General features: G+C 69.6%; 12 protein-coding genes. 7 read left to right on the forward strand and 5 right to left on the reverse strand.

Translation table 11 applies throughout. The features are described 5' to 3' along the window. Nucleotides 1–171 precede the first annotated feature (171 nt). Nucleotides 172–864: a hypothetical protein gene (locus LL648_RS36955; RefSeq protein ID WP_232667509.1), complete on the forward strand. Its 693-nt coding sequence runs from the start codon at nt 172–174 to the stop codon at nt 862–864. A gap of 502 nt (nt 865–1,366) precedes the next feature. Here the strand turns inward: LL648_RS36955 and LL648_RS36960 are convergent. Next, nucleotides 1,367–2,464: an epoxide hydrolase family protein gene (locus tag LL648_RS36960; protein WP_232667510.1), complete on the reverse strand. Its 1,098-nt coding sequence runs from the start codon at nt 2,462–2,464 to the stop codon at nt 1,367–1,369. Nucleotides 2,465–2,571: 107 nt separating this feature from the next. On the opposite strand from LL648_RS36960, the gene LL648_RS36965 reads away from it, so the two are divergent. Continuing rightward, the gene (locus LL648_RS36965; RefSeq protein WP_232667511.1) at nt 2,572–3,063 is read left to right on the forward strand and encodes a MarR family winged helix-turn-helix transcriptional regulator; all 492 of its coding nucleotides are present in this window, start codon (nt 2,572–2,574) and stop codon (nt 3,061–3,063) included. Nucleotides 3,064–3,079: 16 nt separating this feature from the next. Here the strand turns inward: LL648_RS36965 and LL648_RS36970 are convergent, their stop codons facing one another. Then, entirely contained in the window at nt 3,080–4,069 is a 990-nt protein-coding gene (locus tag LL648_RS36970) for an LLM class flavin-dependent oxidoreductase (protein WP_232667512.1), read from the reverse strand. Between the two features lie 478 nt (nt 4,070–4,547). On the opposite strand from LL648_RS36970, the gene LL648_RS36975 reads away from it, so the two are divergent. Next, complete coding sequence (locus LL648_RS36975) at nt 4,548–5,225, forward strand: hypothetical protein (RefSeq protein WP_232667513.1); 678 nt, start codon at nt 4,548–4,550, stop codon at nt 5,223–5,225. 175 nt (nt 5,226–5,400) lie between these two features. On the opposite strand, the gene LL648_RS36980 is transcribed toward LL648_RS36975, so the two are convergent. The 3 genes from LL648_RS36980 to LL648_RS36990 are packed head-to-tail and all read right to left on the reverse strand — an operon-like array spanning nt 5,401 to nt 10,539. After that, a complete protein-coding gene (locus LL648_RS36980) occupies nt 5,401–6,660 on the reverse strand; it encodes an APC family permease (RefSeq protein ID WP_232667514.1) in 1,260 nt (419 codons plus the stop codon). 55 nt (nt 6,661–6,715) lie between these two features. Further along, nucleotides 6,716–6,943 (reverse strand): hypothetical protein, encoded by a 228-nt coding sequence (locus tag LL648_RS36985; RefSeq protein WP_232667515.1) that lies wholly within the window; start codon nt 6,941–6,943, stop codon nt 6,716–6,718. 8 nt (nt 6,944–6,951) lie between these two features. Continuing rightward, on the reverse strand, nt 6,952–10,539 hold the full coding sequence (locus LL648_RS36990) for an AfsR/SARP family transcriptional regulator (RefSeq protein ID WP_232667516.1): 3,588 nt from the start codon (nt 10,537–10,539) through the stop codon (nt 6,952–6,954). Nucleotides 10,540–10,733: 194 nt separating this feature from the next. Here LL648_RS36990 and LL648_RS36995 point away from each other — a divergent pair, with 194 nt between their 5' ends. The 4 genes from LL648_RS36995 (at nt 10,734) to LL648_RS37010 (ending at nt 16,734) form a co-directional block, all read left to right on the forward strand. Then, the gene (locus tag LL648_RS36995) at nt 10,734–11,243 is read left to right on the forward strand and encodes a pyridoxamine 5'-phosphate oxidase family protein (RefSeq protein WP_232667517.1); all 510 of its coding nucleotides are present in this window, start codon (nt 10,734–10,736) and stop codon (nt 11,241–11,243) included. Nucleotides 11,244–11,439: 196 nt separating this feature from the next. Continuing rightward, nucleotides 11,440–12,864: a hypothetical protein gene (locus LL648_RS37000; RefSeq protein WP_232667518.1), complete on the forward strand. Its 1,425-nt coding sequence runs from the start codon at nt 11,440–11,442 to the stop codon at nt 12,862–12,864. Then, nucleotides 12,861–13,664, forward strand: coding sequence for a YqcI/YcgG family protein (locus LL648_RS37005; RefSeq protein WP_232667519.1), 804 nt, complete (start codon nt 12,861–12,863; stop codon nt 13,662–13,664). The genes LL648_RS37000 and LL648_RS37005 overlap by 4 nt, the downstream gene beginning before the upstream one ends. Before the next feature lie 4 nt (nt 13,665–13,668). Then, a complete protein-coding gene (locus LL648_RS37010) occupies nt 13,669–16,734 on the forward strand; it encodes a non-ribosomal peptide synthetase family protein (protein ID WP_232667520.1) in 3,066 nt (1,021 codons plus the stop codon). Nucleotides 16,735–16,740 lie beyond the last annotated feature (6 nt).

The raw sequence follows: 16,740 nt of genomic DNA on the forward strand, positions 1-16,740 counted from the left end.
TGTCTTACCTGGTCACGAGGCACTTTCTGCTATCGGGGGTCACCTACCGCTCAGCCCGACATGAAGAGCCCGGGCTAGGGGAACTCCGTAAAGCCTGCCACCGGCCCGGATCTGGGCGTCGTGGTGATCGATAAGGTAGTACGGCCTCGACGACGTCCGTATGACAGTCGAATGTCAGCCGGTGTCGCTACCTTGCCGATCGATGAGTCGACGTCGGACGAGGGCCGGCGCCAATGCGAATCTGGGGGAACGTTGGTACTGAACCGGGTGATGCGCGGAGCCCTGCTCGGTGCGGTGACCGTGCTGCTGGCCAGCTGCTCTGGCGCGCCGCCGGCGCCCTCGCCGGCTGCTCCGACGGACACTCCCGCCGATACTGCAGCGGCGATCACGCCGGCGCGGCTGCAGTCGCTCTGGTGGAGCTGGGCGTCCTCCGCGCCGCCTGGTCGGAGCCCTGTCGAGGACACAACGGGAGCGGTTTGCGCGGACAATCAGCCGACCGAGGTCTGGCTCGTCGCCGGCACCTTCGGAGGTCGAGCGGAGCGGCGTTGCCAAGTGCCTGCGGGTGTGTCGATCGCGGGTCCAGCGGTCAACGCCGTCACGCCCGACGCGGAAGCGTGCACAAGCTTTCTGGCCGGTGCCCGCGGTGACGTTGTGCTCGACGGTGCGCCCGAAGCAGTGGAGTCGATCGAGCCGACCGAGATCACCTACGACGCTGTAGACGGCCGGTACCGGGGCTTCGGATGCGGTCTGTGGTTTCGCCTTCCGCCTTTGTCGCCGGGTGAGCACACGTTGGTGATCAGCGGGAGCAGTGGTGAGTTCGCGACCGAGGCGCGCTACGTGCTCACGGTGAGCAGAAGCGCCTAGCGTTGCCGACTCGGCGCGCTGAAGTGGCGCCCTTACGTCAGGCAGCCGCACTCGGACCTGATGACGCGAGTGCAGTGGCAGTCCCAGAACTGGCGCACGTAACGGATCCTACCGCCCGGACCGGTGTCACACCTGATCCCGGTGCATTCTGTGCCACATTGGCACGCCACTGCCTCGACCCTCGGGACGACCACGGCCAGCAGTCGGTCCGCGACCCTTTCCGCAAGCGATGCCATATTCTCTCTCTCCTCGATAGGGTTGGGCTCAAGATACGTCTGACGTGCTGTCAAATCTCTGTCATCGATCTTTACTGCGGTCGACGAGCCGAGCACGCCGACCGCGGAGAAGTCGTCGATGAACGCCGAGCGCGCGCTCCCGAGCAGGCCGGGGAGGGGTGAACGAACGGCACTTTCGCCCAAACCTATTGGGCGAAAGTGCCGTTCGTTCAGTCGTGTTGTCCGCGCGAGCACGGCGAGCCCCAACCACTCCCGCCGCCCCGCCTTCATCGGCTGCGAAGCGATGTCGTCCGGTCGAGGAAGAACTCCCGGATGTCCTCGGCGAGCAGGTCCGGCACCTCCATCGCGGCGAAGTGGCCGCCGCGCTCGAACTCCGACCAGTGCCTGATGTCGTACTGCCGCTCGGCCAGCGGGCGCACCGATTGCGTAATGTCGTGGGCGAACACCGCCACTCCGACCGGCACCGGGCACGGCTCGGTCCGTCGCGGGGTCTCACGATGCAGCCGTGCCGACGAGGCCGCGGTGGAGGTCAGCCAGTACAACGAGATGCCCGTGAGCATCTGGTCGTCGCTGATCGTGGAACGCGGATCCGTCCACTGTGCGAAGCGCTCGGCGATCCAAGCCAGCTGGCCCACCGGCGAGTCGGTCAGCGCGTAGCCGATGGTCTGCGGGGTCGTGGCCTGCAGGGCCTGGTACGGCGGACGATTCGCCATCAGCTGCCTGACCTTGGACAGCCGGGCCTCATCAGTTTCGGACAGCTCGATGTCGGCGTCCGCGACCGGTCGGGTGGGCAAGTAGTTGACGTGCACCCCGACAACCTGCTCGGGTGCCACCGCGCCGAGCGCAAGTGAGATGCCCGAGCCGAAATCACCACCCTGCGCGCCGTAGCGCTCGTACCCGAGACGGCGCATCAGCTCGGCCCACGCCCGTGCAACCCGGACCATGTCCCAGCCGCGCTCGTGGGTCGGCCCGGAGAAGCCGTACCCGGGGATCGACGGGATCACCAGGTGGAAGTCGCGCGACAGCGGCTCGACGACGTCGAGGAACTCCAGGAACGAACCGGGCCAGCCGTGGGTGAGGACCAGCGCGAGCGCGTCCGGTTTCGTCGACCGCACGTGGACGAAGTGGACGTTCTGGCCGTCGATCTCGGTGGTGAAGTGCGGGAGCTCGTTGAGTTCCGCCTCGTGCGCGCGCCAGTCGTAGCTCGTGCGCCAGTGCTCGACCAGCTCTTTGAGCCGGGCCATCGGGAAGCCGTAGTCCCACCCGGCGTCGTCCACCTCGTTGGGCCAGCGGGTGCGGGAGAGGCGGTCGGTCAGGTCGTCGAGGTCGGCCTGCGGGATCTCGATGCGGAACGGGGTGATCATGATCCAGGCTCCAATGCTCGCCGGTCCAAACGTTCGGGGCATAAACGTTTGTCGGGCGAACGGTACTACGATCGTTCGCCGCCCAAACGATTCGTTAGGCTCGTCACATGGCGAACCCGTCCGAGACGACTCCGGCCAGGTGGGCGGACCTGCCCAGCTGGCTGCTCACTCAGACCGCCGGCCATGCGCACCGTCTGGTGGCCGACGGGTTCTCCGCCGTCGGGGGCCGCGGCTATCACTACCGACTGCTGGCGACGCTGGAGGAGCACGGCGCCGCCAGCCAGGCCACGTTGGGCCGCCGCAGCGGCATCCACCTCAGCGACATGGTCGCGACGATCAACGAGCTGGCCGAGCGCCAACTGGTCGAGCGTGCATCGGACCCGTCGGATCGGCGGCGCAACATCATCTCGCTGACCGCGGCGGGCAAGCGGCAGCTGCGACTGTTGGAGGAGCAGCTGGCGCAATCCCAGGACAACTTGCTCGCCCCGCTCTCGCCCGAGGAGCGACAGCGGCTGACCGAACTGCTTTCCAGGCTGCTGCACCACCACGACCGGCAAACCGGCATCCTCGACGAGCCTTGGGGATCGACATCGCGCTGAACGCGCCGGCGCCTTGTCAGAGACGGTCGACGAGAGAGGCGATCAGCTCGTACGAGCAGCGGCGATCCGCGTGCTCATACACCGGCGTCGTCACCATCAACTCCTCGGCGCCTGTCGCCTCGAGCAGTTCACTCAGTCCCGCCGCCACCGTTTCCGGGCCGCCGACCACAACGCTGCGGGACCGGACGGCGATCTCCAGACGATCGTCGTCGGTGTATGGATACGCGGCAGCGTCTTCCGGACTCGGCAACCGAATGCGATTGCCGCGAAGGCGGCTGAGCACCTTCAGCCGGGTGGAGCCTGCCAACCATTCGGCGTGGCTGTCGCTGTCTGCGGCGATGACGGACGCGCTCACCAGCAGCGTCGGCGCTCGGACATCGTCTGAAGGGCGGAAGTGCTCTCGGTAGACGCGAGCCGCTTCGGCAGCGGTACTCGGGTTCAGGTGATGCGCGAAGGCATATCGCATGCCGAGTTCGGCAGCGAGTTCGGCACTGGTGGCGGACGAACCGAGCAGCCATACCTGAGGGATATTGCCGCCGAGCACCGGAATCGCCTTCACCGGTGCTTCGTCGATCGGGTTCAGCCACATCGACAGCTCGGCGAGCTGCTGTCGGAACGATTTCGAGTTCCGTTGCGCTGCGGGACGAACGTTCTCCACCGCTGCCTGCGACCCGCCAGGCGCACGGCCGAGTCCCAGATCGATCCTTCCCGGGTGCAGCGCCGTCAGGGTCCCGAATTGCTCGGCCACCACGATCGGCGCGTGGTTGGGCAGCTGCACCCCGCCCGAACCGACGCGAAGGCGGCGAGTGGCGTTGGCGAGGTGGCCGACGAGCACAGCGGGCGACGTGCTGGCGACCCCACGCATGCTGTGGTGCTCAGGCACCCAGTAGCGGTAGTAGCCCAGCTCGTCGGCCAGGACCGCCAGGTCGACCGTGTTTTGCAGGGCTTGACGCGGAGTAGATCCCTCAACGATCGGCGAGGTGTCCAGCACGGAAAGACGGATCACCGGCAGAATCGTTCCACAGCGCTCGGCGGGAGGTAATCGTGAGGGGACGGGAGCTGCAAGCTGCCTGGCTCGGCAATCGCATTTCACCTTAACTCGCGCCAGCAGTCGTCATGGTTGGCGAACGGTCGAGCGGATCAGTGCCGTGATCTTCGCCGACCGGGCACCAGCTCCGCCGAGCATGCCGCTCCCGATGAATCCGATCGTCCTGTGCATAACGCCAACACCTTGCTCGGGCCTCAGTGGCGCGGGTGGACGTCCTGTTGGCCCTCCTGCTGTCGACCTACCTGGACGGCACTGTCAGCTCGGCCGATTCGACGGTGTCGCGGTGGTCGATGCCGTGACGGCCGTCACGCAACGACGAGCGCGTCTCTATCACTGATAGGCTCCTCTCTATCAGTGATAGATGGGTATGGAGAAGGGTAGGGCAGTGTCGGAGATTGCTGCAGCGAGCCGGCGTCGGTCGGCGGACGAGCAACAAGTGCGTCAGGTTCGAATGTTCGCTGCCGGAGTTCTCGCGATCGTCGGCAGCGTGCTGGTCGTCGGTGCGGGTCTACTGCAATGGCGCCAGGACATCCCCCGTGGGAACCCGCTGGAGGTCCTCGCCTACGTGCACGACCGCCCCTGGTTCGCCGCTGCCTATATGGCGATCATCGGCATGGTGTGCTGGGCGGTCGCCTTGTCCACCGCGGGTCGCGCACTCGACGATCGGCTCGGTCGGGCGGTCGCTCGGATGGTGGATCCGGTCATGATTGTCGGTGTCGCAGCATTCGTCGTCGACTACGCCCACGACGGTGTGACCACGGCGGTACTGGCGCGACAGGCGGTCGGTGGTGGTCTCGACCCCGCCGAAGCCGAGGCCGCGTACCGGGTCGTCGAGGGGCTGGTCGGCGGTACGACGATGCTCGCGCACGTCCTTGTCGGTTTCGGGCTCACCGGCTACGCCGTGGCGATCCTGCTCGGTCGCCAGTTCCCGGCAGTGCTGGCCTGGGTCGGTGTGGTCTCCGCCTTCGGCTGGTTCGCCAGCGGATCGGCATTGTTCCTGCAGGTGTCGGGTGCGTCTTTCGAGCTCCTGCTGCCGTTCAACGGTGTTGCGACGATCTGGGTGGCGATCGTCGGATTCGCTCTGCTCCTGCGGGCTCGTTCGAGCCGAGGATGACCGCGGACTCTCAGCCTTCGCATGGATAGGTTTCGGGCGTCCATTTGTAGTAGGAGGATTTCCCTTCGGGTGACGCCGAAGGTGGACGGAACCGAGGGGCGATGTGCTGCGCCGATGCGCGTGCCCGGTCCAACGGCGAACCCGTCGTCGGGCCGTGGAAGCACTGCACCAGTCATCAGTGAGTTCGTTGTAGGTGCAGTCGGATGACCCGGTAGCCGATGCCGAGCGCGAACATGCCGGTCCCGGCGACGACCGCCTGCCACGGCAGCGTGGCGACGAGCAGGAGGCAGCCGGCGGCGCCGAGGACCTGGAGCCAGCGGGGGAAGCGGCGGTGCTCGGTGGGTTGGGTGAAGGCGGCGAGGTTCGCGACGAGGTAGTAGAGCAGCACGCCGAACGACGAGAAGCCGATCGCCGAGCGCAGGTCGACGGTGAGCACGAGCAGGGAGACGACGACGGCGAGCGCGATCTCGGCACGGTGCGGGACCTGGTGACGTGGGTGCACGGCCGCCAGCCACCGCGGCAGGTCGGCTTCGCGGGCCATGGCCAGGGTGGTGCGTCCGATGCCGGCGATGAGCGCAAGCAGTGCCCCGAGCGCGGCCATGGCGCCGCCCGCCGCGACGAGCGGAACGGCCCACCCCCAGCTCCCACCGGCCACGGCGTCCGCGAGTGGTGCGGCCGAGGTCGCGAGTCGCGCCGGGCCGAGGGTGAGCAGCGCGGTCACACCGACGACCGCGTAGACGGCGACCGCGATGCCGAGCGAGAGCACGATCGCGCGCGGGATCGTTCGTTGCGGGTCGCGTACCTCCTCGCCCATCGTGGCGATGCGGGCGTAGCCGGCGAAGGCGAAGAACAGCAGGCCCGCCGACTGGAGCAGCCCGTAGACGCCTTGCTCGCCGAGCCAGGGGCCGGACAGGAAGGCAGGGTCGGGGCGTCCGCCGACGAGGCACGCGGTGACGACGACGGCGAGCGCGATGAGGACGGCCGAGACGATGACCCGGGTGAGCCCGGCGGTCCGGGTCACCCCGCGGTAGTTCACCGCGGCGAGCGCGAGGACCGCGGCGACCGCGACCGGACGCTGCCACGCCGACGGTACGGCGTAAGCGGCGAACGTGAGGGCCATGGCCGCGCAGCTCGCGGTCTTGCCGATCACGAATCCCCAGCCCGCGAGGAACCCCCACCAGTCACCGAGCCGCTCACGCCCGTAGACGTAGGTCCCGCCCGACTTCGGGTACTGCGCAGCCAGTTGGGCCGAGGCGGTGGCGTTGCAGTAGGCGACGACCGCGGCGATCGCCAGCCCGACGAGCATCCCGGCGCCGGCGGCCGCCGCGGCCGGGGCGAACGCCGAGAAGATCCCGGCGCCGATCATCGAGCCCAGCCCGATCACCACCGCATCGACGATGCCCAGTCGACGCGCCAATGCCGGTTGGTCGGTCATGCGCGCTCTTCGGCCGGACAGCGGAGCACGATGCCTCCACATCGGTGCGCCCTGGCTACTTCCCGGGCGGGTCGACCGTGTTCCCGTGGATGCAGCAGTCGCTGCCGGGGTCGGAGGCGACCGTTGTCAGAGCGTCGCCGGCCGAGGCCGGCAGCGCGGCGATCGGAGCGAGCAGCAGGGCCACCGCGGCGCCGATCAGCGCCAGGCGTTCTGCTGCAGCGGGCCGGGGTGCACCGGGCGTGAGTGCATCGGGCTGGGGTCGCGCACGTTCCCATGCGGTCATGCTCGTGATTAGACCGCATCGGACAGCCGCTTCACAGCTTCGAGCAGCACGTGCTCGGCGTCCGTCCGGCCGAGTGCGCATCCCGTCACGTCGTGCGCGTCGACGGCGGCTCGGCTGTGGCCGACGGCTTCCTCGACCATGCCGATCTTCAGCTCGGCTCGTGCCAGCGCGGTCAAGGCCTGCCCGATGAGCAGCGTGTAGCTGCCGCTGCGGGCGAGCTCGACGGCCGCACCAGCATGTTCCACCGCCCCGGAGTGGTCCCCGGTGTGGAGGTGGGCGGTGGAGATGCCGATCATCGTCTGGGCGCGGGTGTAGGGGTTGCTGGTCGACGTCGCCATGTCGAGCGCCGCGTCGAGCAGGGGCAGCGCCGCGGAGTACCGCCCGGCCCTCAGGTGGATCGAGCCGATCGTCTCGGTCGCCTGGGCCTGGATCCGCGGTTCGTCGTTCTGGCGGGCCAGGTCGAGCGACTCGTGCGCGAGCCGGCGCGCCTGCTCCAGCCGCCCGGCGTCGCGGTGGACTTCGGCTTGGCAGCGGAGGTTGTAGGCCTCACGTCCGCGGTCGGCGAGCTCGCTGTGCACGGCGCGGGCCTCGTGCAGGAACCGCAACGCCTCGTCAGGCCGATCCAGCTCGTGCAGGACGTCGCCGAGGCCGGTCATGATCTGCGCTGCGCACGCTGCCGAGCCGAGCTTGCGATGCAGGTCGAGCGCCTTCTCGTAGTGCGCGGCGGCGTCGGCGAGTCTGCCGAGCTCGTGGTGCGTGGTGGCGATCTGTTCGAGCAGCGCCGCGCGTCCGGCTTGGTGCCCGAGCGGTGCGATCATCAGCGCCTTGCGGAAGTGCGCAACGGCGTCGGACGGGCGCCCGGACACCCGGCGGACGTTGCCGAGCGCGCGGTGCGCGGCGACCTCGCCGGCGTTCCAATGAGCGGATCGGGCCAGGTGCAGCGCCTGCTCGCCGTGATGCCTGGCCTGCTCGTAGCGATGCTGGCCGGAGAACGCGCCGGCGAGGCCGAGGTGCGAGACGGCCTGCGCCCCGGCATCGGAATCCGCCTCAGCTGCCGAGAGCGCGGCGCCGGCGATGACGTGCCATGGACCTGTTGTCCCCCGCAGCTGGAAGTAGCCGCGCAAGGCGTCGGCGAGCAGCCACGCCGCGGCGTGCGGCCCGGTGCCGCCGGCGGCGAGGACGGCGGCTTGCAGCGCCGGGAGCTCGGTGTCGATCCATTCCAGCGCGTCCCGATGATCAGCGAACCGGTTCTGCCCGTTTCGGGAGTGCCTGACCAGCCGCAACGTGTCCGGGTACAGCAGGGCCGCGGCGTCGTCGAGCACGTCGAGGTAGCCGGCGAGCAGCCGCTCCCACGCCGCATCCCGTTCGGCGCGGGTGTCTTCGCGGATCGAGCGCTCGCCGGCGTAGAGACGCAGCAGGTCGGGTTGTGCGTAGCGGTCGGGAGCGGTCTGCTCGACGAGGTGCGCCGACACCAGCATGTCGAGGAGCTCGGCGGCTTCGGCATCCGTGCCCAGCAGCGCTTCCGCGGTCGCGGTGGTGGCATCCCGGCCCGGGGTGAGGGACAGGAGCCGGAAGAGCCGCTTCGCCGGAGCGGGCAGAGCGCGGTAGGAGAGGTCGAACGCGGTCCTGACCGCTGTGTCGGAGCCGGGGCTGGTCGACAGCGCGGAGAGCCGGTCGTCGCGTCGCAGGAGTTGCACGTAGGTGCCCAGCGGACGGTCTCCTGGTCGGTCGAGCAGGTTCGCCGCAGCGATCCGCAGAGCCAGCGGGAGCTGACCACAGAGTTCGGCGAGCTCGACGGCTGCAGCCGGTTCGGCTGTGGTCGACGCGAATCCCAGGACGCGCGACAGCAGCTCGTGCGACTCGTCGGGATCCAGTGGAAGCAGTCGCCGCTGGTGCGCTCCGGTGCGGGCCACCAGCGCGCGCTGGGAGGAGCGGCTCGTGACGAGCACGAAACACCCCGGCGCACCGGGCATGAGCGACTGCACCTGGCTCGCGTGCCGGACGTCGTCGAGGACGATGAGCGTCCTGGTCTCCGCCAGGATCGACCGCAGCAGCGCGGCACCCTCGGCGACGTCGGAGGGCACTCTGTCCGGGGTGACATCGAGCGCGCGCAGCAGACACGCGAGCGCGTCCGCAGTTGAGACGGGAGCTGCTGTGGAGTAGCTCGCCAGGTTCACGTAGAGCTGCCCGTCGGGGAAGTGTCGACGTGATCGGTGGCTCCAGTGCAGCGCCAGCGCGGTCTTCCCGACCCCGGGCGCGCCGACGAGCACGGCCGTACGAGGTGCGGTTCCGGCATCGCCGAGGGCGCGCTCCAGAAGGGCGTCGAGTGCCCGCAGGTGCGACTCGCGTCCGGTGAAGGCGATGACATCGGCAGGGAGCTGGGCCGGAACGGGGATGCGGGCGGGAGCGGGTTGCGAGGTCGTCGCGTCGCAGCGGCTCGTCCAGTACCCGCGTCGGCCCAGGGCCTCGAACTCGACGAGGTCGGCGCCGGTGATCCCGAGGACCTCGGCGAGCTGGCGCAGCGAGTCGGGGCGCGGGGAGCGGATCCGCCCGCGTTCCAGATCGCGAATGGTGCGGACGCTCAACGCCGCGCGCTCGGCGAGCTGTTCCTGGGTCAGCCGGGCCCTGGTGCGCAGGCGCAACAGGACGACGGCAAAATCCTCCGTCCCCGACCCAGCGCCCGCCCGTTGCACGGTGACGTGCAGCTGCCCGGCCTCGATCGTCGACGCTGCCTGCGGTTCGCCCGCCAGTGCAGGACGGACGGGGGCAGGACGGACGGGGGCAGGACGGACGGCGGCGGGACGGGGTGCCGGGATCGGGACGAGCCCACCAGGGGTGTGGTGCAGGTCGGACGTGGTGCGGAGAACGTCGAGGTGCGCGGTGTTGAGCTCGGCACCCGGTTCGGTGCCGAGCTCGTCGACGATCCGCCGGCGGGTGCGGGCGTAGGTGTCGAGCGCTTCCGCGGTGCGACCGGCCACCGACAGGGCCCGGATGAGGCGTGCTGCCAGGACTTCCGAGAGCGGGTGCAAATCGACGGTCTCGCTGAGCCATTCGATGACCACGTGGTGCCTGCCGAGCGTCAGTGCGGTGTCGGCCCATTCGGTGAGTACGCCGAGCCGTTGCTGGCGGAGCCGTTCGCGCACGCGATCGGCCCAGGTCCCGGGCAGGCCGGCGAGCGGTTCGCCCCGCCACAGGTGGAGCGCTTCGTCGAGGGCAGCGGCGCGACCTTCCACGCCGCTCTGCCCGGCGCGCGCCCGGTCGACCAGGTCGTGGAACCGGTGGAGATCAACCCGATCCGGATCGACCACGAGCTGGTATCCGCTGGCGTTGTGGCGGAGCAGCACCTGATCTTCGTCACGGCTGTGCGCCACCTGCAGGAGGCGCCGCACTCGGGCGACGTAGGTGTGCAGGACGTTCCGCGGGTCACCGGGGAGCGCCTCCCCGTCCCAGATGCAGTCGATCAGCGCATCGGAGCTCACCGTGCGACCGAGATCGACGAGCAACGCCGCGAGCAGGATCCGTTGCTTCGCAGGTCCGAGCGCCACCCCTCGCCCGTCTGCTTCCAGCTCGAAGTCGCCGAGAATTCGAAACTCCATGATCGCCTCGCAATCGACGGAGAACTCGGGGAGTTCGACCGCCGCAGAGCAAACCAGCAACCGGTGGAGCGGTCAAGGAATCGAGCGGTCGTCCAGGTGATTGCAGGCGCAATTCTTGAGGGGTGGTCAGTTTGGGTACCGCTCGAAGAATCTTGGATCGCGGGCCGGAACGGCCACTGTGCCAGTATCGCCGCATGATGGAGACGGCTGAGGAGCTCGCGGCCCTGCAGAGGCTGCTCGACGATTCGATCAACTCGTCCGGACACCACGTGAACCGCATCGTCTCGCCGCGTCGGCGGCTTTCGGCGCGGCAGCTCGTGACCGCGCTGACCGGGATGAAGGTGCTCGTCGTCGCGACCGGAACCGCCCGCGGCGAGCCGCGGACCAGCTGCGTCGACGGTCACTTCCGCAACGGCCGGTGGATCTTCTGCACCTCGGAGCGCGCCGTGAAGGCGCGGCACCTGCGGGCTCGGCCAGCGGTCAGTGTCACGCACGCGGACGGCGAGCGGATGGCGGTCTTCGTGCACGGCCACGCCGAGTACATCGTCCCGGCCGACCCGGCATTCGCCCCGTTGGACGCGCACTACGTCGATCATTACGGGTCCTCGCCCCGCGAGTGGGGCCCCACCCCCGTTTTCGTACGCGTGCACCCGCACTGGATGGTGGGTTACGCCATGGACGCCGTCGATTTCCCGGACGCCTGAGTCGCATTACCCGGCAACTCGACCGGCGATCGAACCGGCAACGGAGTTCCAGAACCTTGCGTTGCGGGAGGTCGGCGCGGCGGCGCAGCCGATCGTCGGTGCTCAAGATTTGTGACGGCTTTGTTCAAGGTCACCGGACCATCCTTTCCCTCGGCGAGCAGCCGGACGGCGTCTCGAGCGGTGCAAGGGGGATGTGGTGGCATCACTGCGCAACGGGCTCGACGTGCGAACCGGTCTCGAGGTGGCCGGGATCGACCGGGCCGTGCTGGACGGGGCGGTGCTGGACGAGGCGGTGCTTGACGAAGCGGTGCGGCGTTACCTGGCCAACCCGCTGTTCTGCGCGGCCCGGTTCGACGAGCTGGTCATCGACGACAACCCCTATCGCCGGCCGGTCCGGCCCGACGACATCGGGTTGGTCGACTTCGCCACACCGCTGGCCCGCGCCGACTTCGCGCAGCTCAGCGCCCTGATGGGGCATCGGATGCTGCTCAACGTCCACGACGCGGACAAGCTGCTGCTGCCTCGACGGACCACCCCGCAGAAGTGGGACGACCACCGGAGGTTCTACGACTCGACCAACCGGCAACTGGGGGAGTTGATCCGGCCCCACCTCGAGGACCACTTGTTCGGGTTCGTGCGCGAGCTCGCGGCGGCACAGCACCCGGTCCGGTCGGCGTCGGAGGCGATGGGCCGGATCGACGACCTGGCGCGGCAGCGCCGCCGGCAGAACGGCGAGCTGCACGACCTCGTCGACCGGTCCGCGCACCGTGCCGAGATGTTGGTGATGCTCGCCATCCAAGCCGACGCGATCGCGCTCAACGCGGGCCACCTCGAATCGTCGGGGCGGCGCCGGCTGCTCGCCCTGTCCGATCAAGCCCTGCCCGATCCATTCGGTGCGCCGGACCGGCCGGTGCAGCAGCCGCGGCAGGACCTCAGGTTCGAGCCGCACAGCTACTACCAGTACTACCTCCCGTCGACCCTCGCGCTGATGAACGCCCTCAACGGGGCAGCCCGCGATCCCGGCCAGCACTTCGCGCTGGCCGGACTCCTCGCAGCGCGGACGGTGGACGAGCACGCTGCCGCGGAGATCCGACGATCGGCGACGCTCGCGCCGATGTTGCCCGCCGGCGACCCACCCGCCGACGTGGTGGACGTTGTGCCGCCGATCCGGGCCGTCGTCGACAAGGCGGAGGCGCTGGGCGGAGATTTCGCCTTGCGTGAGTTCGGCCGGGGGCTGCACAGCTACGCGGTGCTGCTCGACCTGCACCACGAGGACCTCGTGCGGCAGCTCACCTGGATCGACTCGATGCCCGCCTACGAGCAGTCCGCCCGCCGCCTGCAGGACGGCATCCGCGAGCACGAGATCGAGGTGGAGCTGGACACCTTCGTCGAATCGTGGGAGGAGTGCTCCACCACCCACGTCCACGACGACGACCGCCTGCTCATCATCGAGAGCGGCGAGATGGACTTCTGGAACTGCTTCGGCGAGCAGCACACGTTCGGGCCCGGCGACATGACCTTCATCCCCCGCCATCGCCTGCACGGATCGGTCGTGTTGAGCGGTGAGTGCGTCTACCACCAGCCGGTCATCACTCCTGAGCTGCTGCGACGGTTCGGGTGACCGGCCAGCGCGAACGCGAGACGGTGACGCTGCGGGTCGAGACGATGCGAGTCGAGGCGATACGGGTCGAGGGCCTGCCGGTGCTCGTCACGCCCGGAACCACACCACAGCGATGGTGGGTGGAGTCCGTCCGCGCCTTCCGGGAACGGGTGAGCCGGCCCGGGTACCCGTGCTTCTTCGGGCACGCGACGCTGGCCCGCGACGGGGTCTACGGGACCTTCGTCGAAGGCGGGGTCGAACCGCTCGCGGCCGTGCTCGTGGAGTTCCTCGACCTGTCGCGCCAGCACCTCGACCAGCGCATGGTCATCGCCGCGTTCGTGGCGCCCGACGCGGACGCCCGCGACGAGCGGGCCAACGCCGACCGGTTCTGGACGATCCTGCGTGGGTTGCGCGCCCTGGACCCCGACGAGTGGCCGGCCGGACTGCCCGAGGATCCGGATCATCCCGAGTGGGAGTTCGCCTTCCACGGCGTGCCCATGTTCGTCTTCGCCGGCGCGCCCTCCTACCAGCGCCGCGCCAGCCGCAACCTCGGCGCCGGGCTGGTGCTGATGTTCCAGCCGCGCAACGTGTTCCGCGGCATCGAGGCCGACACCCCACGCGGCAACCGGGCCCGCACGGCCATCCGCGAGCGTCTGACCAGGTGGGACACCGTCGCACCGCACCCCGATCTCGGCGTCTACGGCGACCCCGCCAACCGCGAGTGGGCGCAGTACTTCGTCAGCGACGAGGGCCCACGGCTCTACCCGACATGCCCGCTGCGCACCCAGTCCCGACCCGACCCAGACGAGCGAGGCGAGTGAGCTGATGAACGCTGACCCGACGACGAGCCCAGCTGACACCGTCGACGCAGCCGCGGGCGCCGATCTGCTGCACCGCCTCATCGAGCGGCAGGTCGACATCTCGCCCGACGCGATCGCGGTCGTGTGCCGGGATGCGGAGATCTCCTACGCGGCGTTGGACACGTGGGCCAACCGGCTCGCGCACCGACTGATCCGCGCCGGCGCGGGCCCCGACCGGCCGGTCGCGGTGGTGGCGCAGCGGCGGATCGAGACCGTCGTGTCGTTGCTCGCGGTGTTGAAGGCCGGCAGCGCGTACGTCCCGGTCGACCCGGCCAACCCGCCGCGCCGCTTCCACCACGTCGTGCGCGACTGCGGCGCGCGGCTGCTCGTCGCAGCCGGGGATGCGCCCGTCCCGGCCGACGGCGGCGCGTTCACCACAGTGCGGTGCGATGCCGACGTCCCAGCCGACGATCTCGACGGGGAGCCGACCGCCCGGCCCGACGCCGTGGTTCGGCCCGACAACGCCGCTTACGTCATCTACACCTCCGGCTCGACCGGGGAACCGAAGGGCGTGGTGGTCCCGCACCGCCAGATCGTCGCCGCCACGCATGCCAACCGCGCCTACGAACGGCCCGACCCCGCCGCGTTCCTGCTGCTGATCTCCTTCTCCTTCGACGCCTGCGCGGTGGGTCTGTACTGGACGCTGGCCACCGGCGGGACGGTGGTGATCCCCACGCCCGAGGAGCTGCGCGACCCGTGTGCGGTACGTGCGCTGGCGGCTCGCCACCGGGTGACCCACCTGGACTGCACGCCGGCGCTGTACTCGCTGATCCTCGGCGACGATCCCGGGCCGCTGGCCACGCTGCGCTGCGCGATCGTCGGTGGCGAAGCGTGCCCCGCGGACCTGGTGGAGCGCCATCACGCGGCGTTGCCCGGGTGCCAGCTGTTCAACAACTACGGGCCGACCGAGACCACGGTCTGGGCGACGACGGCCGCGCTGGCCCCGCTGCCGCCGGATGCGCCCGTGCCGATCGGCACCGCGATTCCCGGCGTGCGCACGTACGTGCTGGACGACGACCTGCAACCGGTCGGGAGCGGGGAGCTGTTCATCGGCGGCGCGGGTGTGGCCCGCGGCTATCACGGTCGTCCGGCCCTCACCGCGGATCGCTTCCTCCCCGACCCGCAGGCGGACGGTCCCGGCGCGCGGATGTACCGCACCGGTGACCGGGCGCGCACTTCGGCCGACGGCACGCTGGAGTTCCTCGGCCGGGTCGACCACCAGGTGAAGGTGCGCGGGTTCCGGATCGAGCTCGGCGAGGTCGAGCAGGCCATCGCCGCGCACCACGAGGTCGTGGAGACCGTTGTGGACGTCCGCAGCCTCGGTGGCACCGACACGCTCGTCGCGTGGGTGGGCGCCCGGCCGGATTCGACGCTGAGTTCCGACGCGATCCGGGATCACCTCGCGGCCCGGCTGCCCGACCACATGGTGCCCAGCCACATCGCCGTCGTCGACGGGATACCGCGGAACGTCGCCGGCAAGGTCGACCGGGCCCAGCTGCCCGACCCGGTGCAGCCGGTCGCAACCGGTGCCGACCCGGCGACGCCGCTGGAGGTCGAGGTGGCGGAGCTGGCCGAGGAGGTGCTGGGCATCGGCGGGATCGGCCGCCACACCAGCTTCTTCGACCTCGGCGCGACGTCGCTGCACGTGTCGAAGCTGCTGCTCGGCACGTGGAGCCGCTTCCAGGTCGCGATCCCGATCCACCAGCTGTTCCAGGTACCGACCGTGGCCGGGCTCGCGCAGATCATCGAGGCGGTGCGGCGGACGAACGACCCCAACGCGCTGGAGACCTGGACGATGGAACAGCTGGAGGAGGCGGCCCGGCTCGCCCCGGACATCGTCACCGACGGGCTGCCGCACAGCGAATGGTCGCGACCGCGGGACATCCTCCTGACCGGCGCGACCGGCTACCTCGGCGCGTTCCTGATCAAGGAGCTCGTCGAGCGGACCGACGCGACGATCCGGTGCCTGGTGCGGGCCGGCTCGCCGCAGGAGGCGTTCGACCGCGTGTGCGCGGCGATGAAGCGCTACCTGATCTGGGACGACGCTCTGGCCGACCGGCTCGAGATGGTCGTGGGCGACCTCGGCAAACCGCGGTTCGGCCTGACCGACGCGACCTACGCCGAGCTCGCCGCGCACGTCGATGTCATCTACCACTCCGGCGCGCTGGTCAACTTCCTGTTCCCCTACGGCGAGATGAAGCCGCCCAACGTGGACGGCACCGCCGAGGTCCTGCGGATGGCCACGACCACGACGGTCAAGGCGGTGCACTACATCTCGACGATCGACATGTTCCTGGAGACCGACATCGACCGGCCGTACCTGGAAGACATGGAGATGGTCGCCGAAGACGTGCCCGAGGGGTACGCGCGCAGCAAGTGGCTGGCCGAGGCGTTCGTGCGGGAGGCCCGCGACCGCGGGGTGCCCTGCTCGATCTACCGGCCGGGCATGATGATCAGCCACACCGAAACCGGCGCCACACAGCTCAACGACTACCTGCTGATCGAGATCGCCGGCCTGCTGGAGTTCGGTGTGGTGCCTGACGTGCACTACATGTTCGACGCCACCCCGATCGACTTCTCCGCCCAGGCCGTCGCGCACATCTCGTTGAAGGAAGGCTGCCTCGGCGGGACCTACCACCTGTGGAACCTGCACCCGGTGCGGGTGGAGACGATCTACGACTGGATCCGGTCGTTCGGGTACTCGATCGACGCGGTGCCGTTCGAGACGGTGATCCAGCACCTGGTCACGGTCGATCCGAGCAATCCGATCTTCCCGCTGCTGCCGCTGTTCCTCGACGAGGAGCACCGGTTGATGCCGGACTCGTTCGAGCCCGAGGTCATGGCGCAGACGGATCTGGCGGCCGAGTGCCGCAACACCATCGCCGCGCTGGAAGGCAGCGGTATCGAGTGCCCGCCGATGAGCGAGGACCTCACGCACCGCTGCTTCCAGTACCTGGTCGACGTCGGATTCTTCCCCGAGCCCGCGCAGCAGCGGGCCAAGGTGCGCGAGCAGTCCGCCGTGTCCGCGTAGCCAACG

The sequence above is a fragment of the Pseudonocardia sp. TRM90224 genome, assembly GCF_021245725.1.
Taxonomy (GTDB): Bacteria; Actinomycetota; Actinomycetes; order Mycobacteriales; family Pseudonocardiaceae; genus Pseudonocardia.

Coding starts and splice junctions, on each gene's coding strand:
- LL648_RS36985 (WP_232667515.1), bottom strand. CDS start 6,943: ATGACCGCATGGGAACGTGCGCGACCCCAGCCCGATGCACTCACGCCC.
- LL648_RS36960 (WP_232667510.1), bottom strand. CDS start 2,464: ATGATCACCCCGTTCCGCATCGAGATCCCGCAGGCCGACCTCGACGAC.
- LL648_RS36990 (WP_232667516.1), bottom strand. CDS start 10,539: ATGGAGTTTCGAATTCTCGGCGACTTCGAGCTGGAAGCAGACGGGCGA.
- LL648_RS36965 (WP_232667511.1), top strand. CDS start 2,572: ATGGCGAACCCGTCCGAGACGACTCCGGCCAGGTGGGCGGACCTGCCC.
- LL648_RS36980 (WP_232667514.1), bottom strand. CDS start 6,660: ATGACCGACCAACCGGCATTGGCGCGTCGACTGGGCATCGTCGATGCG.
- LL648_RS37010 (WP_232667520.1), top strand. CDS start 13,669: ATGAACGCTGACCCGACGACGAGCCCAGCTGACACCGTCGACGCAGCC.
- LL648_RS36955 (WP_232667509.1), top strand. CDS start 172: ATGTCAGCCGGTGTCGCTACCTTGCCGATCGATGAGTCGACGTCGGAC.
- LL648_RS36995 (WP_232667517.1), top strand. CDS start 10,734: ATGATGGAGACGGCTGAGGAGCTCGCGGCCCTGCAGAGGCTGCTCGAC.